21 protein-coding genes, 2 pseudogenes and 1 other annotated feature are annotated in these 21,653 nt (G+C 62.8%); of the genes and pseudogenes, 5 read left to right on the top strand and 18 right to left on the bottom strand.

Annotation, left to right across the window (positions count from 1 at the left end):
• Positions 1 to 101: 101 nt before the first annotated feature.
• Both G6N73_RS36920 and G6N73_RS38295 read right to left on the bottom strand, forming a co-directional pair.
• Positions 102 to 1,742: a benzoate-CoA ligase family protein gene (locus tag G6N73_RS36920; RefSeq protein WP_246252129.1), complete on the bottom strand. Its 1,641-nt coding sequence runs from the start codon at positions 1,740 to 1,742 to the stop codon at positions 102 to 104.
• A 147-nt stretch (positions 1,743 to 1,889) separates the two neighbouring features.
• Positions 1,890 to 2,495 (bottom strand): annotated as a pseudogene (locus tag G6N73_RS38295) (FAD-dependent monooxygenase); the annotation flags it as partial.
• Between the two features lie 415 nt (positions 2,496 to 2,910).
• On the opposite strand from G6N73_RS38295, the gene G6N73_RS16695 reads away from it, so the two are divergent.
• Together G6N73_RS16695 and G6N73_RS16690 are read left to right on the top strand one after the other, a co-directional pair.
• Complete coding sequence (locus G6N73_RS16695) at positions 2,911 to 3,351, top strand: acyl-CoA thioesterase (protein ID WP_246252121.1); 441 nt, start codon at positions 2,911 to 2,913, stop codon at positions 3,349 to 3,351.
• The gene (locus G6N73_RS16690) at positions 3,335 to 4,144 is read left to right on the top strand and encodes an IclR family transcriptional regulator (protein ID WP_165029535.1); all 810 of its coding nucleotides are present in this window, start codon (positions 3,335 to 3,337) and stop codon (positions 4,142 to 4,144) included. The genes G6N73_RS16695 and G6N73_RS16690 overlap by 17 nt, the downstream gene beginning before the upstream one ends.
• Positions 4,145 to 4,178: 34 nt before the next feature.
• Here the strand turns inward: G6N73_RS16690 and G6N73_RS16685 are convergent, their stop codons facing one another.
• From G6N73_RS16685 to G6N73_RS16650, 7 genes and pseudogenes are all read right to left on the bottom strand, one after another.
• Positions 4,179 to 5,234: a maleylacetate reductase gene (locus G6N73_RS16685; protein ID WP_165029607.1), complete on the bottom strand. Its 1,056-nt coding sequence runs from the start codon at positions 5,232 to 5,234 to the stop codon at positions 4,179 to 4,181.
• 1 nt (position 5,235) lies between these two features.
• Positions 5,236 to 6,120: an intradiol ring-cleavage dioxygenase gene (locus tag G6N73_RS16680; RefSeq protein WP_165029533.1), complete on the bottom strand. Its 885-nt coding sequence runs from the start codon at positions 6,118 to 6,120 to the stop codon at positions 5,236 to 5,238.
• 11 nt (positions 6,121 to 6,131) lie between these two features.
• Positions 6,132 to 7,106 (bottom strand): gamma-resorcylate decarboxylase, encoded by a 975-nt coding sequence (gene tsdA / locus G6N73_RS16675; RefSeq protein ID WP_165029531.1) that lies wholly within the window; start codon positions 7,104 to 7,106, stop codon positions 6,132 to 6,134.
• Between the two features lie 32 nt (positions 7,107 to 7,138).
• Positions 7,139 to 8,371 (bottom strand): flavin-dependent monooxygenase, encoded by a 1,233-nt coding sequence (locus G6N73_RS16670; protein ID WP_165029529.1) that lies wholly within the window; start codon positions 8,369 to 8,371, stop codon positions 7,139 to 7,141.
• A 28-nt stretch (positions 8,372 to 8,399) separates the two neighbouring features.
• Positions 8,400 to 8,909 carry a flavin reductase family protein gene (locus G6N73_RS16665; protein ID WP_165029527.1) on the bottom strand — a complete coding sequence of 170 codons (510 nt, stop codon included), beginning with the start codon at positions 8,907 to 8,909 and terminating at the stop codon, positions 8,400 to 8,402.
• Positions 8,906 to 9,564 (bottom strand): annotated as a pseudogene (locus tag G6N73_RS16660) (TRAP transporter large permease subunit). The gene G6N73_RS16665 and the pseudogene G6N73_RS16660 overlap by 4 nt, the downstream one beginning before the upstream one ends.
• A 167-nt stretch (positions 9,565 to 9,731) precedes the next feature.
• Entirely contained in the window at positions 9,732 to 9,938 is a 207-nt protein-coding gene (locus G6N73_RS16650; RefSeq protein ID WP_165029521.1) for a hypothetical protein, read from the bottom strand.
• A gap of 351 nt (positions 9,939 to 10,289) precedes the next feature.
• On the opposite strand from G6N73_RS16650, the gene G6N73_RS16645 reads away from it, so the two are divergent.
• Together G6N73_RS16645 and G6N73_RS36910 are read left to right on the top strand one after the other, a co-directional pair.
• A complete protein-coding gene (locus G6N73_RS16645; RefSeq protein ID WP_165029605.1) occupies positions 10,290 to 10,736 on the top strand; it encodes a MarR family winged helix-turn-helix transcriptional regulator in 447 nt (148 codons plus the stop codon).
• 315 nt (positions 10,737 to 11,051) lie between these two features.
• Positions 11,052 to 11,456: an AraC family transcriptional regulator gene (locus tag G6N73_RS36910; RefSeq protein ID WP_246252119.1), complete on the top strand. Its 405-nt coding sequence runs from the start codon at positions 11,052 to 11,054 to the stop codon at positions 11,454 to 11,456.
• Positions 11,457 to 11,625: 169 nt separating this feature from the next.
• Here the strand turns inward: G6N73_RS36910 and G6N73_RS16635 are convergent, their stop codons facing one another.
• The 7 genes from G6N73_RS16635 to dctP form a co-directional block, all read right to left on the bottom strand.
• The gene (locus G6N73_RS16635) at positions 11,626 to 12,351 is read right to left on the bottom strand and encodes a ribonuclease activity regulator RraA (protein ID WP_165029519.1); all 726 of its coding nucleotides are present in this window, start codon (positions 12,349 to 12,351) and stop codon (positions 11,626 to 11,628) included.
• A gap of 63 nt (positions 12,352 to 12,414) precedes the next feature.
• Positions 12,415 to 14,151 (bottom strand): L-arabinonate dehydratase, encoded by a 1,737-nt coding sequence (gene araD / locus G6N73_RS16630; RefSeq protein WP_343044649.1) that lies wholly within the window; start codon positions 14,149 to 14,151, stop codon positions 12,415 to 12,417.
• A gap of 1 nt (position 14,152) precedes the next feature.
• Positions 14,153 to 14,326, bottom strand: coding sequence for a hypothetical protein (locus G6N73_RS16625; protein WP_165029515.1), 174 nt, complete (start codon positions 14,324 to 14,326; stop codon positions 14,153 to 14,155).
• 10 nt (positions 14,327 to 14,336) lie between these two features.
• A complete protein-coding gene (locus G6N73_RS16620; protein WP_165029512.1) occupies positions 14,337 to 15,653 on the bottom strand; it encodes a TRAP transporter large permease subunit in 1,317 nt (438 codons plus the stop codon).
• Positions 15,643 to 16,164, bottom strand: a complete 522-nt coding sequence (locus G6N73_RS16615) for a TRAP transporter small permease subunit (RefSeq protein WP_165029510.1) — start codon at positions 16,162 to 16,164, stop codon at positions 15,643 to 15,645. The genes G6N73_RS16620 and G6N73_RS16615 overlap by 11 nt, the downstream gene beginning before the upstream one ends.
• Positions 16,165 to 16,262: 98 nt before the next feature.
• Positions 16,263 to 17,351, bottom strand: coding sequence for an SMP-30/gluconolactonase/LRE family protein (locus G6N73_RS16610; protein WP_165029508.1), 1,089 nt, complete (start codon positions 17,349 to 17,351; stop codon positions 16,263 to 16,265).
• A 164-nt stretch (positions 17,352 to 17,515) separates the two neighbouring features.
• Complete coding sequence (gene dctP, locus G6N73_RS16605) at positions 17,516 to 18,541, bottom strand: TRAP transporter substrate-binding protein DctP (RefSeq protein WP_165029506.1); 1,026 nt, start codon at positions 18,539 to 18,541, stop codon at positions 17,516 to 17,518.
• A 115-nt stretch (positions 18,542 to 18,656) separates the two neighbouring features.
• Here dctP and G6N73_RS16600 point away from each other — a divergent pair, with 115 nt between their 5' ends.
• The gene (locus G6N73_RS16600) at positions 18,657 to 19,373 is read left to right on the top strand and encodes a GntR family transcriptional regulator (protein ID WP_165029603.1); all 717 of its coding nucleotides are present in this window, start codon (positions 18,657 to 18,659) and stop codon (positions 19,371 to 19,373) included.
• A gap of 354 nt (positions 19,374 to 19,727) precedes the next feature.
• Positions 19,728 to 19,782: a sequence feature (sul1 is cis-regulatory element that is thought to sense ions involved in sulfur or methionine metabolism; They are found in Alphaproteobacteria), on the top strand.
• A 60-nt stretch (positions 19,783 to 19,842) separates the two neighbouring features.
• Here G6N73_RS16600 and G6N73_RS16595 read toward each other — a convergent pair.
• Both G6N73_RS16595 and G6N73_RS16590 read right to left on the bottom strand, forming a co-directional pair.
• Positions 19,843 to 21,129: a TRAP transporter large permease gene (locus G6N73_RS16595; RefSeq protein WP_165029504.1), complete on the bottom strand. Its 1,287-nt coding sequence runs from the start codon at positions 21,127 to 21,129 to the stop codon at positions 19,843 to 19,845.
• The gene (locus G6N73_RS16590; RefSeq protein WP_165029502.1) at positions 21,126 to 21,644 is read right to left on the bottom strand and encodes a TRAP transporter small permease subunit; all 519 of its coding nucleotides are present in this window, start codon (positions 21,642 to 21,644) and stop codon (positions 21,126 to 21,128) included. The genes G6N73_RS16595 and G6N73_RS16590 overlap by 4 nt, the downstream gene beginning before the upstream one ends.
• Between the last annotated feature and the right edge of the window lie 9 nt (positions 21,645 to 21,653).

Genomic DNA, 21,653 nt, shown 5'->3' with positions numbered 1-21,653 from the left:
TCCCGTTGATAAGAACTGCCTGGCGAACCGTTGCACGGAGCCTCCCGGCTCACCGGCATGCCGGCTCGTGTTCGACCCATCGGGCCTCCGGCCCGGCGATGTCACAAACTTTTCTCTTTCACCCGCAGCAATACCTGCCGGTCTATTTTGCCGGTGCCGGTCTTGGGCAGGTCGGCGACGTACTCGACGATGCGCGGATATTTGTATGGCTGCAGCCGCGACTTGATGTAGGCGCGCAGGGCTTCGCTCTGCTCCTCGCTCCCGGCCTTGCCATCACGCAACCGCACCACGGCTCTCAGCGTCATCCGGCGGTCTGCCATTTCATGCGCCATGACGGCGCATTCGTGCACGTCGGGGTGCTCGTTAAGGCAGCGCTCCACCTCCAGCGGCCAGACCCACTGGCCCGACACCTTGATCAGCTCGTCGGCGCGCCCCTGGAAGTAGTAATAGCCGTCCTTCTCGATGAAGCGGTCGCCGGTGTAGAGCCAATCGCCCCGCATGGTGTCGCGGGTCTTGTCCGGCCGGTTCCAGTAGCAGGGTGCCGAGGAATGGCCGCGCACGAACATCACGCCTTCCTCGCCGGGACCGGCCGGCTTGCCGTCGGGCGTCTCGAGGCGCACCTCATAGCCTGGCACGCACGCGCCGGCAGAACCGATCCGGTGATCGTCGAGGCTATTCGAAAGATAGATGTGCAGCATCTCCGTCGAACCCAATCCCTCGGTGGGGCCGTGACCCGTCAGCGCCTTCCAGGAGACATAGATTTCTTGCGACAGGATTTCCGCCGCCGACATGGACTGGCGCAGCGAACTCAAGTCGCGCGCCTCCACGTCCTCGGCCCGCGCCAGTGCGGTGTAAAGCGTCGGCAGGCCAAAGAGCACCGTGGGACGAAAACGCTCGATCGCGTCCAGCACAGCGTTGGGGCGAGGCTGGCCCGGCAGCAGAAGCGCGGTCGCGCCGATCGAGAAGGGAAAGGTGATCGCATTCCCGAAACCATAGGCGAAGAAGATCTTCGGAACCGAGAAGCAGATGTCGTCGGGACGCAGCTTCAAGACGTGCTCACCGAAGGACGCCTGCGTATAGGCCATGTCGTGATGCAGGTGCACGATGCCCTTGGGCCGACCGGTGGAGCCGGAGGAGTACATCCAGAACGCCATGTCGTCCGGGCCGGTGTCGGCACAGTCGAGCGTCTGCGGCTGGCCGGCGAGGAAGTCGGCGGCTGCGATGCGCCCTGCCCCCTCGGCCGTGCCGTTCGCGATCACCACCTGTTCCAGCGCGGTGCCCTTCAGCGTCTCCGGCCCGAAACGGTCCGCCAGGGACGCCTCGCATAGGGCGATCCGTGCGCCGGTGTCCTGCAGGAAGAAATTCAGAACGTCGGGCGTGGTTTGGATATTGAGCAGCACGGGCACGAAACCGGCCCGCACCGCCCCGAAGAAGGCCGCGGGATAGACCGGTGTGTCATCGAGAAAGAACGGGATGCGGTCTCCGCGCTTCAGCCCGGCGGCGATGAAGGCGTTGCCCCACCGCGCCGCCTCGGCCACCAGTTCGGCATAGGTCAGCGTACCAGCCGGCCCAATCACCGCGGGCTTGTCCGCATTGCGGGCGAGATTGTTCCACAGGATGGCCGAGCAGTTCGGGTGTGCCGCCCTGTCAAAGCCGATCTCGACGGCACCGGGCGCATCGTCCTTCACCGGGTCGGCGAGCGCGCTGCCAACCGCTGCCTTCTCGGCCTCGTAGCGGGCCATGAAGCCCGGCGCGATCTTGCGCAGACGCTCCATGTCCATGCGGCCGGATCGCGTCAGGTAGTCGAAAGCGAAATCGACTGGCGGCAGGGCCATCTTGGCGGCGAAGCTCTCATACCAATTCGCAGAGGTGTTGGCGGCGTCGACAATCTTCCTGGCGACCGGCTGCCGCTCGGCCTGGTAGGCGACCAGCGCCTCATCGATATCGTCATGCGCGGCCAGCGAGCGGACGAGCGCGATGGCATCCTCCATCGCCAGCCGGGTGCCGGAACCGATCGAGAAATGCGCGGTATGGGCGGCGTCGCCCAAAAGCACATGCCGTCCGGCGACCCAGTTTTGGCACCATAGCCTTGGAAACTGCCGCCACATCGACTTGTTAGTGATCAGCGGCGCGCCTTCCAGAACGTCGGTAAAGATCGTTTCACACAGCCGCGCGCTCTGCGTCTCGTCCATGTCCGAGAAGCCGTATGCGCCGAAGGTGGCCTCATCGCATTCAACGATGAAGGTGCTGCGGTTCGGGGCGAACCGGTAGTGATGCGCGTTCAGCGCCCCCTTCTCGGTCTCCACGAAGGTCTGGGTCAGCGTGTCGAAGGGGCGTTCCGTGCCGAACCATGCGAAGCGGTTGCTGAAGTGCTCAAGCACCGGCGCGAATTCCGCCTCGCGCGAACGGCGGACCAGGGAGTTCAGCCCATCCGCCCCGATGATCAGATCCGCCTGCAATTCGTCAAGCGCGGTCACTGTGTACGAGAAGCGCATTTCCACGCCGACCGCTTCGGCCCGCTTGCGCAGGATCTCGATCAACTCCAGCCGGCCGACGGCGGCAAATCCGACGCCGTCGAGGATCACCTGCCCAGCGGGCAGGTTCAGCGTCATGTTCCGCCAGCGCTCCATGCGCGGCGTCACAAGATCATGGGTCTCGGGATCGTCGGCCTTGAGGAAATCCAGCGCCTGGTCAGAGAAGACCACACCGAAGCCGAAGGTCGCGCCCTCTGGATTTTGCTCGGTCACGCGCACCCGCGCGTCCGACAGGAAACGTCGCAACAGGATCGCTGCATAGAGCCCCGCGGGGCCTCCGCCCAAGATCTCGACGCTGGACAGCCTAGCCATGCCTCCTCCCAAACTCACTCGACAGACCGAGACTAGAAGGATAGGTTATTTTCCAGATTATGCAATGCTTTTTATGGAGCAGAAAATTATGACGGTGCACAGCCTTGATTGGGCGATCAGTTTTGGCGATTGCGACCCCGCCGGCATCGTCTTTTATCCGCACGTTTACGCGTGGTTCGACCGCACCTTCCATGACTGGCTCAGGCGTTTCGGCGGGCATGGCGCGCTCTGCGAAAGACTGGGAGCCATTGGCCTGGGGCTAATGGAGGCTGGCGCCCAATTCCGTCGGCCGATGCGCGACGGCGATGTCCTGACCCTCACCCTTTCCGTCGAGGAATGGGGCCGCAAAACCCTGCGTCTTTCCTATGAAGGGCGCGTCGGCGGCCACATCACGGTTGTGGGGAGCGAGTTGCGGGCGCTGTTCAAGCGCACCGATAACGGTATGGTCGCCGCGGAAATCGAAGCATTGCGCAGAATGGTGGAAGACAATGGCCAGGGGCGATAAGGGCGAAGGGCAGACGGGCGGCATCCAATCGCTCGACGCGGCATTGCGGCTCCTCGGCGCCATGATGGAACGCCGCGGACCGGCGTCGCTGTCGGAGCTCGCCCGCGAGTGCCGCATGCCGCCCAGCAAGGTTCACCGTTACCTCGCCTCCTTCCAGCATGCGGGTCTTGTGGAACAGGCCGGCCGCTCCGGGAAATACGATCTCGGTCCTGGCGCGGTCACCCTCGGCCTTTCGGCACTTGCCCGGCATGATTTCGTCAACCGTGCCTCCGACGCCTTGCCCGATCTGTGCACGGAGTCGGGTCTGACGGCCCTGCTCTCCGTCTGGGGAAATCAGGGTGCGACGGTGATCCGCTGGGAGCGCGCGGCATCGCCTACCGTGACTTCGATGGGCCTTGGCACCACCTTGCCCCTGCTCAATTCCGCCACGGGCCGCGCCTTCCTCGCCTGGGCGCCGCCCGCGCCACTCCGAGCGATCCGCGAGGCCGAGATGCGCCACGCCCGCAAGAACCCGGCAATCGCTTCGGATCTCGTGCCAACGCAGCGGGATATCGATAAGCTGGTCGAGACCATTCGCGCCCAGGGTTACGCCTCGGTAGAAGGCAGATTCATTCCCGGCCTTGTTGCCATCGCTGCTCCCATCCTCGACTGGCAGGGAGAAGCGCAGGCCGTGGCGACCTTGATTGGCACCGACCCCATTTTGGTCCAGCCGGGATCGGAAGCCGTTACGCGCCTCATTGCCTTCTGCAAGGAGCTTTCCTTCGCCCCCATGACCATGGCCGACGCGAAATAGACCACGCGGATATTCCCTGCGTGGTCGACTGCTCTCACGCATCTGAGCCATGGAACGCGCGCTCCAGAAGTTCACGGATGCGGGTCTCGACGAGCGGCTCGGGGTTCCAATACGGGTTCGACATCGCTTGCGCTACCGCCGGCTCGATACCCTCCGCGGTCATGCCGATCTCCCTGAGCGACACCGGTGCGCCAACGCGGCGCGCGAGATCCTGCAAACCCCTTGCGGCGTCCCCTGCCCCGAGAGCGCGCGCCACCTTGGCCGCCGCCGCAGGTGCCGCGTTCGTGTTGTAGCGCATCGCATGGGGCAGGATGACTGCGTGCGTTTCCGCGTGGGGAAGATCGAACATACCGCCCAGCGTGTGGCAGAGCTTGTGATGCAGAGCCATGCCGACCGAGCCGAGGCAGATGCCGCAGAGCCAAGCGCCATAAAGCGCATCCGACCGCGCATCGAGATCGTCGGGTTTCGCTACGATGCCCGGCAGCGCCCTGGCGAGCGCGGCGAGCCCTTCATCGGCCATGAGGTCGACCACAGGGTTGCGGTCCTGCGCGTAAAGCGCCTCCACCGCATGGGCGATAGCGTTCATGCCGCTGACGGCGGAAAGCTTCACAGGCAGCTCGAGCGTCAGCGACACGTCATAGATGACCGTTTCGGGAAGCACCTTCGGGTTGCGCAATGTGGTCTTGCGGCCGTGCTCCGTCTCCCCGAGGATCGGCGTCATTTCCGAGCCCGCATAGGTGGTGGGCACCACAAGCTGCGGCAGGTTCGTGCGCAGCGCAATTGCCTTGCCGAGTCCGGTGGTCGATCCGCCGCCGATTGCGACAATGCCGTCCGCGCCGCAGCGCTCCACCTCCCGCATTGCCCGCTCGGTCACGTCTACGGGCGTGTGCATGGCCGCTTCTGAGAAGATGCCGGCGGCAAGCGCCCCGAGGCGCCGCGCCGCATCCTCCACCATTTCCCGCTGACGGGGCGTGGAGAGCACGAGCGCGCGCGAGACGCCGAGGCGCTCTACCTCGGCGGTGAGCTTGTCAAGCGTGCCAATGCCGAAGATGACCCTTGTGGGAAGGCCTGTATAGGTGAATGCCTGCATGTCAGCCACCTGACCTCGTCAGTACGAAGTCCCAATTCACGCTCCAGAAGGGCCCCGCGAGACCAGCATCTTCGTCCGTTCCGGGCTCCTCGATACGCCGGAAATCCGCGATCAGGCTCTCCTTTACGCCGAACACAGCGTCCTGGTCGAGATATTCGCAGTCAGGCGGGAAGATGTGGGTGATGAGTGGTTCGTAGCCCGGCGCGGTAACGATGAAATGGATGTGCGCCGCGCGGTTTGGGTGCCGCCCGAGCTGGCCCAGCAGCTTGCCCACCGGCCCGTCATCCGGGATGGGATAATAGCGCGGCTTGACGGAGCGGAAGCGATAGCTGCCGTCAGCGTCCGTGGTGAAGACGCCGCGCAGGTTCCAGTCCGGCTGCACGCCCTTCTGCTGCACGTCGTAAAAGCCGTCGTCATTGGTCTGCCAGACGTCGATGAGCGCGCCCTCGATCGGCTTTCCCTCCGTGTCGCGCACGCTGCCGCCCACGACCAGCGGCTCGCCCTTGCCGTCGAGACAGATATTCGTGCCGCGCTCGTATCTGGGAGCCTCAGGCACGTAGAACGGTCCGAGGATCGTGTTTTCCGTGGCGCCGGATGGGCGGCGATGGTTGATCGCATCGACCAGCATGGACACGCCGAGTACGTCCGACAGCAGAATGAACTCCTGCCGCCAGTCCGTGCACATGTGGCCGGTCCTGGTGAGGAACTCGATGGCCGCCAGCCATTCCTCATGCGTCGGCTCCACTTCCTTCACCGCCGCATGAAGATGGCGGACGATCGCCGCCATCACTTCGCGCAGCCGCGGATCCGCGTCCGCGCCCATGCGCGCATTGACCACCTCCGCGGAGGTCTCTTCGGAGAAGAGCGGATATCGCCTGGCCGTCATTCCTCGTCTCCTTACAGCTTGAACAGCGCCTTTGCGTTGGTGCGGCCGATCTTGACGCGGTCCGCCTCCGAGATGGTGGCGCTGTCGAACCAGTCGGCTGCATGATCGATGTTCTCGAACGGCCAGTCGGTGGAGAAGAGGATGCGGTCCGAGCCGATTTCCAGCATCGCGTCGATCAGCGTCTGGGTGCGGAAGTTGCCCGAGGTGGTGATGTAGAAGTTCTCGTTGAAATAATCCGCGATGCGCCGCTTGGCCGGGTATTTCGGCGGCACTTTCACCCACGCATTGCGGTTGTCGATGCGCCACATCATATAGGGCAGGCCCTCGCCCATGTGGCCGAGGATGATCTGTAGGCCTGGATGCTCGTCGAACAGGCCCGAGCCCATCAGCCGCAGCGCGTGCACCGCCGTTTCCTGCGCGAAGGCCCAGGTGGGACCCATCAGCCACGGATGGCCCTCATAGATGCGGCTGTCCTGCGGCAATGGATTGCGCGGATGCAGGTAGAACGGCATGTTGAGCGCGGCGAGCGTGGCCCAGAAGCTGCGATATTGCGGCAGATCGTAGTAGAGCAGATCGCTGGTGTCGCTGCGCTGGCTGAAGCCATTCACCAGTGCGCCGACGAAGCCGAGATCCTTGACGCAGCGCTCCAGCTCGCGTGATGCCGCTTCCGGGTCCTGCAGCGGCAGGGCTGCAAAGGCGCGGAACCGGTCGGGGCGCTTGGCGCACTCCTCGGCCAGCGCATCATTGGCGCGGCGTGAAATTTCGAGGGCCCTGCCGGTGTCGGGGATGGCCTGAACGGCAGGCGCGTTCAGCGACAGGATCATCATATCGATCCCGTGCTGGTCCATAAGCCTCAGCCGCGTGTCCTGGATGTCGAGCAGCCGCCTCTGCAATTCCGTCCAATAGTCCCCCGGCACGAAGCCGGCCGAGTCCATCAGCGTTTCGGGAATGGCGAAATGCTCCTCGAGCGCGATCTTGCCTTGCATGTTTCCTCCCTTGAGGTGCGTTCGAGCGCGGGTCAGTACTGACCCTTGGGTTCGAGGCCGAGCATGTGCTGGCCGATCATGGTGCCGACGGCATCCCAGTTCATGCTGATGTGGCGACCGACGGCGTTGGCGTCGCGCCAGGCACGCTGGACGGGATTCTCCAGGTTGAGCCCCGTGCCGCCGGTCGAGGCGTTGAGCGCCTCCACGGCGCGCAGCGCAAGACTCACGGCGAAAGCCTGGCCACGACGGCTGACAAGGCGGTCCTCCACCGAGAACGCATTCCCCGACCCGGCCCCTGACCCGGCCAATGCCTCGGCGTGCGCGACATCGCGCAGCAGGATTTCGCGCGCGGCATCGACGCTCGCCGCCGCTTCCGCGACGCGAAGCTGGATGGTGGGAAACTCGGCCATGCGATTGTTGCCGCCGGCCACCGCGCCGCGCGTAACGCGCGTTGAGATCGAGGCGACGTAGCTTTCCAGCGCCCCCTTGGCAGCGCCTACGGCAGCTGAAGCCAGGCAGGAAGGGATACCCGTCAGCAAGGGCATGTTGAACAGCCCCTGACGCGGATAGACCTTGGCACCCGGCGTCCTGCCGCTGGTAGCCTGCGGGAAGGTGAGCACGCGGTGCTCCGGCACCACCACATTGTCGAGCACGAGGGTCTTCGACCCCGTACCGGCGAGGCCCACCACCTCCCATGTATCGTCAATCATGTATTCGTGCGCCGGAACGAGCAGGAACGCGGGAACCGGCTTCTCCTCGCCACGAGTGGGAAGGATGGCCGCGCACAGCGACCATTGCGCATTGTCGCAGCCGCTGGCGAAGGACCAGCGTCCATTGAGGCGATAGCCGCCTTCGACGCGCTCGGCCATGGAGGTGGGCGCATAGGAGCCGCACAAGAGCGCGCCGGGATTTTCGTCCCAGACGTCGTCCTGCGCCTCTTTCGGGAACATGGCGAGCAGCCATTGATGCGCCGAAAGCAGGCCTGCGACCCAGCCGGTGGAGGCGCAGGCGGCGGAAAGCTCGATGTTCGCATCGACGAGTTCGGCGAAAGGCCGCGGCGAACCGCCATAGGCGGCAGGCTTCACCACGTCGAAATAGCCCATCTCGCGCAGAGCGGCGATGTTGGCCGCCGGCACGCGCCGCGCGCGCTCGGTTGCCAACGCCCGCTGCCGAATGAGAGGGAACAGTTCCGCCACGCGGTCCTTAAGGCTCCCGCCGATGACGGCAACGTCCTCCCTCCTGGCCTCGATAGCGCCAAGTGTCATGGGTTCCTCCTGAAATAGATTGCGGGACTCAGGCCGCGGGCTGCGAAACGCAGTACCGCGCGTCCTCGTAGAGAAGAGGCCGGGTCACATCGTCCACGAAGGCGTCAATCACCTGGCCGATGAAAAGGGTGTGGGTTCCGTAGGGAACCGCGGCGACGCGCCGGCAGACCACCCGCGCATGCGCGCCTGCAAGCATGACGACGCCGGATGAGTGGCGCTCCCATTCGTCCGGCCGGAACCTGTCCTCCGGCGCGACCTTGCCGCTGAACGCGTCGGAGAGAGGCCGCTGCTTCTGCGTCAGCACGTTCACCGCGAAGTTCGGCTGCTCAAGCAGCATTTCGTGCAGGTAGGTCCGGTTGTTGAGACAGACCACCAGCGACGGCGGATCCATCGAGACCGAGGTGACGGCCGTCACCGTCATCCCATGATCAACCCCGTCATTGCGGCCAGTGACGACCGTGACGGTGGCAGGGAACTTCCGCATCATGGCGCGAAAGTTTGTCTCTACGGTTTCGTTTGGAGCGACTGTCAAGGTCATGAGGGCTTCCTCCTCCCTATCTCAACAAATACAATGATTGCATTTACAAATGTTGTCAACACAATTGATGCGTGAGGAGCTGGACACCGAACTGCGAGATCGCGGGCACGTAAGTGACCAGCGCCAGCGGCAGCCAGGTAGATGACGAGGAAGGGTACCACGCCGCGATAAATGGCCGACAGCGGCATCCCGAAGAGCGACTGCATGACGAAGATGTTGATGCCGAAGGGCGGTGTGAACAGGCCGATCGCCAGATTGACGGTAACGATCATGCCGAAATACACCGGATCAATGCCGGCCGCCACGATCAGCGGCACCGGCAGCGGCGTCAAGAGCAGGATCGCGGACAGCGGATCGATCCCGAGCAGAAGAAGCCGGACCGGCAATTGCGCTTCGGTGATCCAGCTGACGAGGGTTGCAGGAACCTGATTCACTGTGACGACCCTGGAGAACACCCCGCGCAGGCGACGATGATCAGGATTTGCGCCGTGAAGCGGACCGTATTCGCCGCTGCATCCACCACGCGCCAGGGCGTGAGCTCGCGCATGACGACCATCGTGACGAAGGCTGCGTAGAGGCAGGCGACGGCTGCCACCTCCGTCGGCGAGAACACGCCGCCATAGATGCCGCCCAGAATGATGATCGGCACACCCATGGCCCAGATGCCGCACCGCAGCGCACGAAAGAAATCCCTTGAAGCTTACAGGGGCGGTGTCGTCGTGACGCCGGCGGCCTTCCCAAACACAGTAGGCGGCGAGCATCGCCACGATGTGAGCGGAAGCTTGCCCGGCACGCGGCCGATGGAGGCGCGCACGAGGTCGATCAGCCTTTCGGCGATGCGGCCTGGCCAAGCTGGTTGGCGGGATAGAGCTGAACTTCGACGCTTCCCTTGGAGCCTTCCTCGGCGCTGGCCTTGAAGGTCTCCATCCACTTCAGGATGACGTCGTTGTTGGTCGGCGAAGCGACCTTCAGCGTAAATTCCTGCGCAACCACGCCGGCCGCGCTCAATCCGACCGCGAACGCAGCCATAATCATGCTTTTCTAGTTGAACATGGAACCCTCCCATCCTGTTGGACCCGAGTCGCCTGCTCCCCCGGCGCAAGGCACGAAACCGCATCTCCGCAGCACGTGAAGAGAGGTCGCGTCTATCGGCACGCAGCGCTTAGGCACGCGCGCTTTGCTTCCCGCCATACGATGCAAGCAAGGCGTCCTCCCTTGTGCGCTCGCGCAGGCAACGCCGCGACGAGGATCAAGCGCGTTATCACACCCGCATAGCATAAACATTGTAAATGCAAATTTTGCAAATATAATATTTGCGCCGTGATTGCATGCCGGCGCGGCGGGCGCTAATCTCGATTCGCGCAACAATTGTCAATGAAAATGCCCTACCGCTTCACGAGCTCATTCCCATACCTCCTGAACCGTGTCGGCGTCAGGATGGGGGAACTGTTTTCGCGGAAGCTCGCGGCGCACGACCTCACTCTTCCTATGTACCGCGTCATGGCAGTTCTTCGGCAGGAAGGCGCCCAGCGGCTGAGCGATCTCAGCGCCATGGTCACGGTCGAGATCTCTACGCTCTCGCGGCTTGTCACTGCAATGAAACGGAAGGGCCTGGTCTCTCGCGTGCGCCCCGAAGACAATGGCCGAACGGTCCGGATCGATCTGACCAAGGCGGGTGAAAAGCTCGTCGACGACCTCATGCCGATAGCCGCGCATTTCGAAGAAGTCGGCATCAAGACGTTCAGCCATAATGAGGTCGCCTGGCTCAAGAACGCCTTGAAGCAAATCCATGACAACCTGCAGGATCTGGACAGGACAATCCCGTGATCCGGTGGCTCAAATCTTTCTAAGGCGGATGAAAGCGGTGGCGTGTCTCATTGGAACGGCTTCATTCATCCTGGCCATTTGTGAATGTCCGACGGCAAAGCCTAACCGATCGGGATAGAACAGTGCGTGCGCTTCAGAGTTCAGAGAGCGGTCTGATGATGGCTATGGGTGGATAGTGTTGAAAAAATCCGGTGTTCCGGAGGGCATGCCCCTGAAGTAGAAAGGCATTCCTCGCCGAGCGTACTGCTGGAATCAAGATTCCCAGGTAGTCCATTTGCGGAAAGAAATTCTATCTGCGCAGCCCTACGGCCTCGGTTGCGGACTTTTTCAACACTATCGGTGGTTTGTTGTTGTTCGCCTCGTCCCGATGCCGCGCCGCTCCTGCGCCCCGGAATCATGCTGGAACTGCATTTTTGGCTGCTGTCGGGAAAGCATGGCGCCGCCTTGCGCACGCTTGCGGATCCGGACAGCCACGCAAGCCGTCTCGCCGCAGCCATCGCGATCCTCAGGGCCGAGTATCGGTCGCGCGTGCCAACCGAGCGTCTTGCGGCGGCGGCGATGAACCTCACCGCCTTCCACAAGCATTTCAAGCACATGACCTCGCTGACGCGCTCCGCGCTCGATCAGAATCACGCATTGTCAGCGTACAAATTCAGGATGAGGAGTCGGCGAACGCTGCATAGCTTTACGGCTCGCGGCAGTTGTCGATGGTCGTGTTGAACCCCAGGCTGCCAAGGCGCGTTTGCGGTTCTGTTTGCAATGACGCCGAGCGCGTTGCCACCCCGCGCAATCCGGAAGCGAATCTACATCCGACAGAGGATGCGGAGCAATCTCGCGGCAGTATTTACTCTGACGCGGCAGCGAACTTAGTGCGGGTGGTTGGAACAGCTTATCGGCTGGTCTTCTTGCGCCATTCCGCATAATCGGCCTGCGCCTTCTGCGTCGTCGGCGGGTAAAGGCCGATGATCGCGGCTCCGTCCAGGACCTGCTCGAGCACGAAATCCTCAAAGCTCTCCATGCCGGCGCATTCCTCGGCGATCTCGTCTGCCAGGTAGGCCGGGATGACCATCACGCCGTCGCCGTCGCCGAGCATCACGTCGCCCGGGAAGACGGGTGCATCGCCGCAGGAAATCGGCACGTTCATGTCGAGCGCCTCGTGCAGAGTCAGATTGGTTGGCGCGGACGGACGCTGGTGATAGGCGGGCATGTCGAGCCTGCCGATCCCTTCCGCATCCCGGAAGCCTCCATCTGAGACCACGCCCGCGCAGCCGCGAACGGCAAGGCGGGTTATGAGGATCGAGCCGGCCGAGGCCGCGCGCGCATCCTTGCGGCTGTCCATCACCAGAACCCAGCCGGACGGACAGGTTTCGACCGCGACCCGCTGCGGATGATCGGCGTTGCGAAAGACGGTGATCGGGTTGCGGTCCTCGCGTGCCGGAATGTAACGCAGTGTGAAGGCCTGACCGACCATGTTGACACCCTTCCAGGCCACGGGCCGGACATTCTGGACGAACTGGTTGCGAAGGCCCCTCTTGTAGAGCGCCGTCGCCACCGAGGCGGTGGACACTTTTATCAGCTTCGCGCGGGTTTCATCTGAAAGAATATAGTTTGTCATCATCGGCCTCGCTTCGTTCATGTTGCCGGAGCCGCGGCCCAGACGGGACTGCGGCTTGTTGTGTCAGTTGATCGCCGGTTCATCGACCACCCGGCCGAATTCGGTCTTGAGGAAATCGAAGTCGCAGCCCTTGTCCGCCTGTTCAATGTGCTTGGAGAACATGAACCCGTAGCCCCGCTCGTAGCGTGGCGCGGGCGCGGTCCAGGCGTTGCGGCGGGCCGCAAGCTCCTCATCGGAGACCAACATGTTCAGGCGGCGGTCCGGAATGTCGAGTTCAACCGTGTCGCCGGTCTCCAGAAGCGCCAGCGGGCCGCCGACGAATGCCTCCGGTGCGACATGCAGCACACAGGCTCCGAACGAGGTGCCTGACATCCGCGCGTCCGAAATCCGCACCATGTCGCGCAGCCCGATCTTCAGAAGCGCCTTGGGCATCGGGATCATGCCCCATTCCGGCATCCCCGGCCCGCCCTGCGGCCCTGCGTTGCGCAGCACAAGCACCGTATCGGGCGTCATCGGGTAGTCCGGGTCGTCGATGATTCTCTTCAACTCGGGATAGCTGTCGGCCACCAGCGCGGGGCCCGAGTGCCGGTGGAATTTCGGATCGCAGGCTGCGGGCTTGATCACCGCTCCGTCGGGCGCGAGGTTGCCCTTCAGCACCGCTAGCGAGCCTTCGTGATAGACCGGGTTCGACAGGGGCCGGATAACGTCCTCGTTCCATATCTTGACCTGTTCCAGACCATCGGTCAGTGGCTTGCCGGTGACGGTGATGGCCGAGCCGTCAAGCTTGTCGCCCAGTTGCTTCATCAGCGCGCGCAGGCCGCCGGCGTAGTAGAAATCCTCCATCAGGTAGGACGTGCCCGAGGGGCGGATGTTCGCGATGACCGGCGTGGTGCGGCCGATCCGGTCGAGGTCGTCAAGCTCCAGCGGCACGCCGGCGCGGCGGCTCATCGCGATCAGGTGGATGATCGCGTTGGTCGAACAGCCGGTCGCCATGGCGACCGTCACCGCATTGTTCACGGCGGCGGGGGTGACGACCTGGTTCGGCGTCAGATCCTCCCAGACCATGTCGACGATCCGGCGGCCGCACTGGGTGCTCATCCGCTGATGGCTCGCGTCGGCGGCGGGGATCGAAGAGGCGCCGGGCAATGTCAGGCCCATAGCCTCGGCGATTGCAGTCATGGTCGAGGCCGTCCCCATCGTCATGCAGTGGCCATAGGACCGGGCGATGCCGCCCTCGATGCCCTGCCATTCTTCCTTGCTGATCGTGCCCGCGCGGCGTTCGTCCCAGTATTTGAAGCCGTCGGTCCCCGAACCGAGATGCTTGCCCGCGTAGTTGCCGCGCAGCATCGGCCCCGCGGGCAGGTAGATGAAGGGCAACCCCATGCTGAGCGCGCCCATCACGAGGCCCGGCGTGGTCTTGTCACAGCCGCCCATCAGCACGGCGCCGTCGATGGGATGGCTGCGCAGAAGCTCCTCCGTCTCCATCGCCAGCAGGTTGCGGTAGAGCATGGTGGTGGGCTTCACAAAATTCTCCGACAACGACAGCGCCGGAAGCTCCATCGGAAAGCCGCCCGCCTGCAGGACGCCGCGCTTGACCCATTCCACCCGGTCCTTGAAGTGCATGTGGCAGGGCTGGGCGTCGGACCAAGTGTTGATGACCGCGATGATCGGGCGGCCTTCCCAGTCGATAGGGTCGTAGCCCATCTGCATGGTCCGTGAGCGATGCCCGAACGAACGCTGGTCATCGGGCACCATCCAGCGCGCGGAGCGCAGTTGATCGTAGGTCCTACGGGTCATGATCCTATCCAGTGAAGGCGAAGGTAAACCAGATCAGCAGGAGCGTACCGACCACTCCCACGATTTCGGGCCAGTTGCCGAAGTCCGGCTCGCTGGCCTCGTCCGCGGCGAATTCCGAGGGCGAGATGTCCTCGTCCCCCTTCATCAGATCGCGGGTGACGTCGTGCTCATCGGTCATGACGGTCTCCTCAGTTCAGAGATGTCGGGATGAAGAGGGCGATCTGCGGGAAGAACAGCACCAGCATCAGACCCAGCGCCTGAAGCGCGATGAAGGGAAGCACGGCGGCAAAGATGTCCTGCAGACTGATCTCTTTGGGCGCGACCGACTTCAGGAAGAAGCAGGCCGGACCAAAAGGCGGCGAGAGGTAGTAAATCTGGATATTCATAGCGAAAAGCACGCCGAACCAGATCGGGTCGAAGCCCAGATCCACCACGACGGGGGCAAAGATCGGCACCGTGATGAACAGGATCGCGATCCATTCCAGGAAGGTGCCGAGCACCATCACGATCAGCATCATCACCACGATCACCCAGATCGGCGACACGTCGAGCGAGGTCAGCAGTCCACGCAGGAAGTCGCCGCCGCCGATGCGGTTGTAGATACCGATGAGCGCGACGGCGCCCAGCACGAGCCAGATGATCGAGCCCACCGTCAGCACGCTCTGACGCATGGCATCACGCATCTTCACCCAGGAGAGTTCCCTGCGGATTGCGGCAATCACGACCGCGCCCACGGCGCCGACTGCCGCAGCCTCCGTGACGGTGGCAACGCCCGAATAGATCACGCCGAGCACCGCGCCGATCAGGATTGCCGGAAGGATCACCCCTTTCAGGAAGGGCAATCGCTTTACGAAGGGTAGGCCCGTCTCGGGAATGTCGTAGATCGGCGCAAGCGCCGGATTGAGACGAACGCGCACCAGGATGTAGATGATGTAAAGCGACGCAAGCAGCAATCCGGGGCCGATCGAGGCGGCAAAAAGCTTGGTGATCGAAACCTGCGCGGCAAGACCATAGACGATCAGCACCACCGATGGTGGGATCAGCGTCGCCAGCGCGCCGGCGGCACAGATGATGCCGATCGCGAGCTTCTTGTCGTAGCCGAGCCGCAGCATCTGCGGCAGTGCGATCAGGCCGAGCATCACGATCTCGCCGCCCATAATGCCTGACATTGCGGCCAGCACCACCGCGACAACGCAGGTCTGGACGCCGACTGATCCACGGAAACGGCCGCCCATGATCGCCATCGATTCGAACAGCGAATGCGCGATTCCGGATCGCTCCAGAATATTTGCCATGAAGACGAAGAACGGAACCGAGATCAACTCGTATTTGTGCAGCACCTCGGTGACGTTCGCCGAGACGATGAAGAAGCCGGCGCGCTCGCCGAAATAAAGGATCGCCGTGCAGAGCGAGACAAGAAGCGTGGTGATCCCCAGCGGGATCCCGATGGCCATGAGCGCCAGCAGCGAAATGACGATCAACAGGGTGATGTATTCAATGCCCACCGGAGATCCCCTTCTCGGTGCGCTGGAACCAGCGGATGATGTTGGCGACAAGCTGCATCAGATAGAAGACGCAGCCCACGAGCAGCAGCACCTTCAGGTAGCTCGGCTGCAGGGAGTTCATCGCAGTGCCGGAATATTCGGGCCGGGCGATGACTTTCATTGCCGGCCCCCAGACCGCGCGCGCAAGGAAGAACACCGCGGCGACGGCAGCCAGGAGCTGGACCAGACGAAAAAAGCGCCAGACGCGCGGACCGACGACGATCTCCAGCATGGTGATCGAAATGTGCCGGTTGCGCTCCGTCACATAACCGACTGCAAGCACCCAGGCAGTGGCACAAAGGGTCATGGAAAGCTCGGTCGACCACGTGGTCGGCCGATCAAAGCCATAGCGCATCGCCACCTCGATCGCCGAGGCGATGATGCAGGCGAAGAACAGAATTGAGCAGCCATGCCCGACGACGACGCTGAAGCGGTCCATGATCGAGGCATAGCGCGCAAGAAGGTGTCTCATGATCCCTCCCGGTCGCACGATGGGGATGCCCGGCCGCGCGACGGCCGGGCGAATGGTCAGTCCTTTCTCCGCACCAGCAAAAGGATCATTTGAGCTGGTCACGCAGCGCCTTGTGTCTCGACGTAGATCGCATAGAGCGAATGGCTGCTCGCCATGTAGAGGCGGTTGCCTTTTGGTCCGCCAAAGGTCAAATTGGCGCAGCGTTCCGGCAGGTGGATGAAGCCGATCGGCCTGCCTTGCGGATTGAAGACCATCACGCCGTCAAGGTCTTCCGGCTTGCCCTTCAGCGTGTAGATCTTGCGCCCGCCGACATCGGAAGGTTCTGCATTGAGAGCGCCATTGCTGCCATAGCCGCACCACAAATTGCCGTCGCGGTCCACTTTGATTCCGTCGAGCGCGCCGAAATCAGCGGCATCCACCAGCTTCGTCTTGTTGGATGCCGCGCCGTCGGCTGAAATGTCGTAGCTCCAGATGCTGCGATTGGGTGTACCCTTCCATTCCACCACATAGAGTTTCTTTTCATCCGGCGAGAAGGCGAGCCCATTCGGATTCACGAGATCGGTGACAACGGCGGTAAGCTTGCCATCGGCGCCGATGCGGTAGACATTCGTTGTTGCCTGATCCGGCTTCGCGGGCTCACCCTCATAGTTGCCGTTGATGCCAAAAAGCGGATCGGTGAACCAGATCGTTCCGTCCGACTTGACCACCACGTCGTTCGGCGCATTGAGCCGCTTGCCGTCGAACTGGTCGGCCAGGACCGTGATTGTGCCGTCCTTTTCCGCACGCACGACGCGGCGCGTCACCGAATGCTCGCAGGTGATCAGGCGACCCTCTTTGTCGCGGGTGTTGCCATTGGCGAAATTGGCAGGAGAGCGGAAGACGGTGAAGGTGTTGTTCACCTCGTCGTATTTCATAATGCGATTGTTGGGGATGTCGGAGACAAGTACGTAGCGCCCCTCCGGGAAATAGGCCGGCCCTTCCGCCCACCGCATCCCGGACGCTAGCTGTTCCACGGAGCTTGCATAAATGCGATATTTGGCGAAGCTCGGGTCCAGGATCTCTATTGCAGGGTCCGGATAGCGCAGGTTCGGCTTAAATGGGAGAGACTGCCCCCATGCTTTGCCGGCAGCGGCTGCAACGAGCCCCGCGCTGCCGAGGGACAGAATATCCCGGCGTGTCATTCCCACAGCAATTTTCCTCCTCTGTTTCGACGATACGAAAGAACCTTAGTCACCGCGCGGCGACTTGAAGCTCCAGCGAACCAACACATACGGAAAGCCATGCTGCGGGCCGGCTGTGCTGCCGCGCCTATCTCCGGCCGCGCCAGGGGGCGGCCGGAGAGGCCGCTCATTCAGTCCTTGAGCAGGCCAATTTTTTTCATGTAGGCCAGATTCGCATCCAGCGCTTCGCGGGCGAGCTCGCTCTTTTCGGCGAATTTGAGCCATTCCGCACGGGCCACCTCGCGCAGCTGGTCGCGGTCTTCCGGCGCCCAGTTTATGACCTCAATCTTTCCGCCTTTGGAATCTGCGGCGGCCTTTTCCTGGTCCTGCTCGTCCACGACCTTGGTCAGGTCCTCCATGGCTGCATACCACCAGTCCCTGAGCGCCTTCTGGTCTTCGGCCGAAAGTGCGTCCCAGCGCTCGCGATTCATCGTGAACTGCATGAGCGGCATCGAATGAATGCCGGGATAGAGCGGATAGGGCGCTACGTCGTGCAGACCCGTCGCGACGTTATTGACATAGGCGGAAGCATCGGCCGCATCGACGATCCCTTTTTCGAGCGCCCCGTAGACTTCCGAGAAGGGAATGGAAACCGGACTTGCCCCGGCGGAGGCGAAGATCGCGGAAGCCAGCCCCTCGGGCGCGCGGATCTTCTTGCCCTTCAGGTCCTCGAATGTCCGGATTGGAATGCGCGCAGGCAGGGATTCGCGGCTATACGGGCCGCAGGCAATCAGCTTCACCTCACCGTCGGTCACGCTGTCGAGAATCTTCTGCTGGATCTCCTCGCCGCGATCATTCTTGCAGAATTCCAGCATTTGTGCCGGCGTGTCGTAACCCGAGATAAGGTCGGCCATGATCGCAAAGGCAGGCTCGATTCCGGAGAAATAGTTGACTGATGTGAAGTCGCCGTCGATCACCCCCGCCGCCACCGCGTCCGGCGTTTCCTTCGCCGGAACCACCGAAGCGTTCGGCGTCAGCGTGATTTCGATTCTGCCGCCTGTCATCTCCGGAACTTTGGGCAGCCAGGTCTCGGTCAGATATTGCATTGAGAAGTCGCCGGCATTGAACGACGATTGAATCGAAAGCGTATCGGCGCGTGCGGTCGACGCAAAAGCGAGCGCGGCGCAGCCGGCGAGAAGGGCGAGTTTGACGTTCATTCTGTCCTCCCATGGGAAATTAGGAGACCTCCATCTCCTGTTGAAATGCACTAATATATTAGTTTTCTCGTGTCAACCGCCGCGCTATAGTGAATCCCACATCGAGGACGACCAGATGACATTGCCTTCCGCCCTGCCCGATCCCGCCCTGGCTCAGCCGCTCGTCGGTGCGCTGAAACGCACGTCAACGTCGCATCAGCTCTACGAGCTGTTGCGCGGCCGGATCATCTCGCTGGAGCTGCGGCCGGGAATGCAGTTGTCGCGCAATGATCTCGCCGCGTTCTATGGTGTCAGCCAGACGCCGGTGCGCGACGCTCTGCAGATGCTGGAAAAGGAGGGATTAATCGCCGTCATTCCGCAGTCCCGCACGGAGGTGACACGCATTGATATTCATCAGGCGCGGGAGACCCAGTTCCTGCGCATGTCGCTTGAGCTTGAGGTCGTTCGATCACTGAGCACCGAGGCGGGCCGGAGCGTGGTCGCTCACGCCAGCCGTATCGTCCAATTGCAGGAAACGGCCCTCAAGGTCGACGAGGATCTGGAGCGCTTCAGCCAACTCGACCGACGGTTCCACCAGACGATGTTCGAGGCCGCCGGCGTGCCGGATCTGTGGACGCTCGTCCAATCCCGCTCAGGTCATATCGACCGGCTTCGACAGCTCAACCTCATGGATCCGGGCAAAGGCGCGACGATCCTCACGGCGCATCGCGAGATCCTCGATCGGATGAAGGCCTTGGATGCGCCGGGAGCCCAGGAAGCCGTCCGCCGGCATCTTTCGGGCACGCTCGCAAAGGTCGATGAGATCCGGCAGGCGCACAGCCAGTTCTTCTGAGCTTGCCTGCTGGCCGAAGTGCGGATCGGCCTTGCGAATTAAGCCCGGCTGAGGCTGTGAATCGGCGTGGTTTTCCGTGCCGATCGGCACGACAAGCGATTGAAATCTCAATGCTGGGCGGGTCGCGCTGGGACGCCGATCCACGGTAAACCCGCGATCAACTTGTATGCAGTTGGGTCCTCTTGGAGCAGCCGCCGGAGCTGCCCTCTCCCAGGCCTGCGGCAGCTGGCGCAATTGCGACGAGGGCTATCAGTGGGCGCGCCTGCAATGCCGGTTAATAGACATGGCAGTCATTGCGGGGTCCTCTCGTGTCATCGACATGCGAGATGATCTCGCTCTATAGAGGGTCATTCGACCGGACCCGCCGAAACCCAGGTGGCTCTTCCGGCCGCCGATCCGTCGGACAACGCAACCGCTATTCCAACGCTGACATGACCGCGGACCGGATACGGGCTGCCCATTATCGAGGCTATCGACCAAACCCCGCGCTTGTCGGCAGCCATAGCGACAGCTGCGGGAAGGCCCATATCAGCACGAGTCCGCTGACCAACAACGCCACATAAGGCGAGGAGCCACGGATGATCTGCGACAGCGGCGCGTTTGTGATGCCCTTGATGACGAACAGGTTCATCCCGACCGGCGGCGTGATCAGCGCCAATTCCAAATTGATCATCAGCATGACGCCGTACCAGATCAGATTGATGTCCAGAGCGACCATGGCCGGCAGGATGATCGGCGTGGTGATCAGGATGATGGCGATCGTTTCGAGGAACATGCCGAGCACGAAGATCGCCAGCATGACCACCAGGATGAAGCCGGTCTGCGACAGGCCGAGCGCGGTCACACCCTCCATGATCTCGGCCGGTAGGCGGATGATCGTCACCGCATGGCCGAACAGCCCCGCGCCAGCGATAATCATGAACAGCATAGCGCTCGTGCGCATGGTCTGCCACGTGCAGTCCCAGAGATCGGCCACTGATACGTTGCGGTAGACCAGAAGCGCGACGAGAAGCGCGTAGACCGCCCCGACGGCTGCTGCTTCGGCCGCGGTGAAGATGCCGAGATAGATGCCGCCGAGGATTATGGGCGGCATCATCACGGCCCAGATCGACTTCATGAAGGCGGCAAGCACCGCCTTCGTTCCGGGCCAGGCCTGCGTCTTCGTCTCGCCATGTGCGTTTGCCTGGAACCACGAGAAGACGGCGAAGACGGCGGCCATGATCAGTCCGGGGATCATGCCCGCCAGGAAGAGCGCGCCGATCGAGGCGTCCGTGACGATCGCATAGAGGATCATCGGCCCCGACGGCGGGATGAGGATGCCGAGCGTTCCGCCGGCGGCGATGATGCCGTAAGTGTCGCGTGGGCGATAGCCGAAGCGCTGCATCTGCGGGATCGCGGTCGAGCCGATCGTCAGGGCGGTCGCGACCGACGAGCCCGAAATCGTGGAGAAGATCGTGCACGACAAGATGGTCGCGAAGCCCAGCCCGCCCTTGATGTGTCCAACGAGCCTGTTGGCCATGTCATAGAGATCGTCGACCACCTTCGCCTTGATCATGACATGCGCCATGAAGGCGAACATCGGGATCGTGGCCAGCAGCGGATTGTTGAGACTGGCGAAGATCGTGTCGGCGATCGAGTCGATCCTGCCCTCGTAGATCATCAGGACAGCAGCGGAGGACAGGCCGAGCGCCGCGAAGATCGGCATACCCGTCAGGAGCAGGAGGACGAGGAAGCCGAGGATCAGAAAGGTCGTCATGGCCGTTTCCCGCCGAACAGCCTGAGAATCGCGGCCAACGCGGCGAGCGCGATCAGCACGGCGCCGGCGACCATGGTCGATTGCGGGATCCACATCGGCAGGCTGAGATAGCCGGTCGAATAGGCGCCGAACTGGCGCGAGAACACGACCGTATGCCAGGAGGTGACAAGCAGCAGCGCGGCGAAAACGATCATGCTGGCGAGCGACCACAATTCCAGCCACCAGCGCGCCTTGGGCCCGACATGGGCGAACAGCAGGTCGATCCGGATATGGTCGCCACGTCTAAGGGCCTCGGCCGCGCCGAACATGACGATGGCGACAACCAGGAAGCCGGTCGCTTCGTCGACGCCCATCAGCGGCCTGCCGAGAAAGTAGCGGTTGAAGACGCTGACGGCGGTGATCGCCAGAACCACAAGGATCAGCAGCGCGCTCAACGCTCCGCCCAGGCGGGAGATCGCCGCCGCGGCGCGTTCGGGAAAGGAGGAGGCGCGCGGCGCCTCCCCGTCGGTCGACATGTCCTCCGA

This window comes from Allomesorhizobium camelthorni, from assembly GCF_011045125.1.
Lineage (GTDB): Bacteria > Pseudomonadota > Alphaproteobacteria > Rhizobiales > Rhizobiaceae > Allomesorhizobium > Allomesorhizobium camelthorni.
The sequence above is the reverse complement of the archived record's forward strand: the minus strand, read 5'-3'. Positions and strand labels throughout refer to the sequence as shown.

Excerpts from the sequence above, each read along its gene's own strand:
- G6N73_RS36920 (WP_246252129.1), bottom strand. The coding sequence starts at position 1,742 with ATGGCCCGCTACGAGGCCGAGAAGGCAGCGGTTGGCAGCGCGCTCGCC.
- G6N73_RS16695 (WP_246252121.1), top strand. The coding sequence starts at position 2,911 with ATGCTTTTTATGGAGCAGAAAATTATGACGGTGCACAGCCTTGATTGG.
- G6N73_RS16690 (WP_165029535.1), top strand. The coding sequence starts at position 3,335 with ATGGCCAGGGGCGATAAGGGCGAAGGGCAGACGGGCGGCATCCAATCG.
- G6N73_RS16685 (WP_165029607.1), bottom strand. The coding sequence starts at position 5,234 with ATGCAGGCATTCACCTATACAGGCCTTCCCACAAGGGTCATCTTCGGC.
- G6N73_RS16680 (WP_165029533.1), bottom strand. The coding sequence starts at position 6,120 with ATGACGGCCAGGCGATATCCGCTCTTCTCCGAAGAGACCTCCGCGGAG.
- tsdA (WP_165029531.1), bottom strand. The coding sequence starts at position 7,106 with ATGCAAGGCAAGATCGCGCTCGAGGAGCATTTCGCCATTCCCGAAACG.
- G6N73_RS16670 (WP_165029529.1), bottom strand. The coding sequence starts at position 8,371 with ATGACACTTGGCGCTATCGAGGCCAGGAGGGAGGACGTTGCCGTCATC.
- G6N73_RS16665 (WP_165029527.1), bottom strand. The coding sequence starts at position 8,909 with ATGACCTTGACAGTCGCTCCAAACGAAACCGTAGAGACAAACTTTCGC.
- G6N73_RS16650 (WP_165029521.1), bottom strand. The coding sequence starts at position 9,938 with ATGGCTGCGTTCGCGGTCGGATTGAGCGCGGCCGGCGTGGTTGCGCAG.
- G6N73_RS16645 (WP_165029605.1), top strand. The coding sequence starts at position 10,290 with ATGCCCTACCGCTTCACGAGCTCATTCCCATACCTCCTGAACCGTGTC.
- G6N73_RS16635 (WP_165029519.1), bottom strand. The coding sequence starts at position 12,351 with ATGACAAACTATATTCTTTCAGATGAAACCCGCGCGAAGCTGATAAAA.
- G6N73_RS16625 (WP_165029515.1), bottom strand. The coding sequence starts at position 14,326 with ATGACCGATGAGCACGACGTCACCCGCGATCTGATGAAGGGGGACGAG.
- G6N73_RS16615 (WP_165029510.1), bottom strand. The coding sequence starts at position 16,164 with ATGAGACACCTTCTTGCGCGCTATGCCTCGATCATGGACCGCTTCAGC.
- dctP (WP_165029506.1), bottom strand. The coding sequence starts at position 18,541 with ATGAACGTCAAACTCGCCCTTCTCGCCGGCTGCGCCGCGCTCGCTTTT.
- G6N73_RS16600 (WP_165029603.1), top strand. The coding sequence starts at position 18,657 with ATGACATTGCCTTCCGCCCTGCCCGATCCCGCCCTGGCTCAGCCGCTC.
- G6N73_RS16595 (WP_165029504.1), bottom strand. The coding sequence starts at position 21,129 with ATGACGACCTTTCTGATCCTCGGCTTCCTCGTCCTCCTGCTCCTGACG.
- G6N73_RS16590 (WP_165029502.1), bottom strand. The coding sequence starts at position 21,644 with ATGTCGACCGACGGGGAGGCGCCGCGCGCCTCCTCCTTTCCCGAACGC.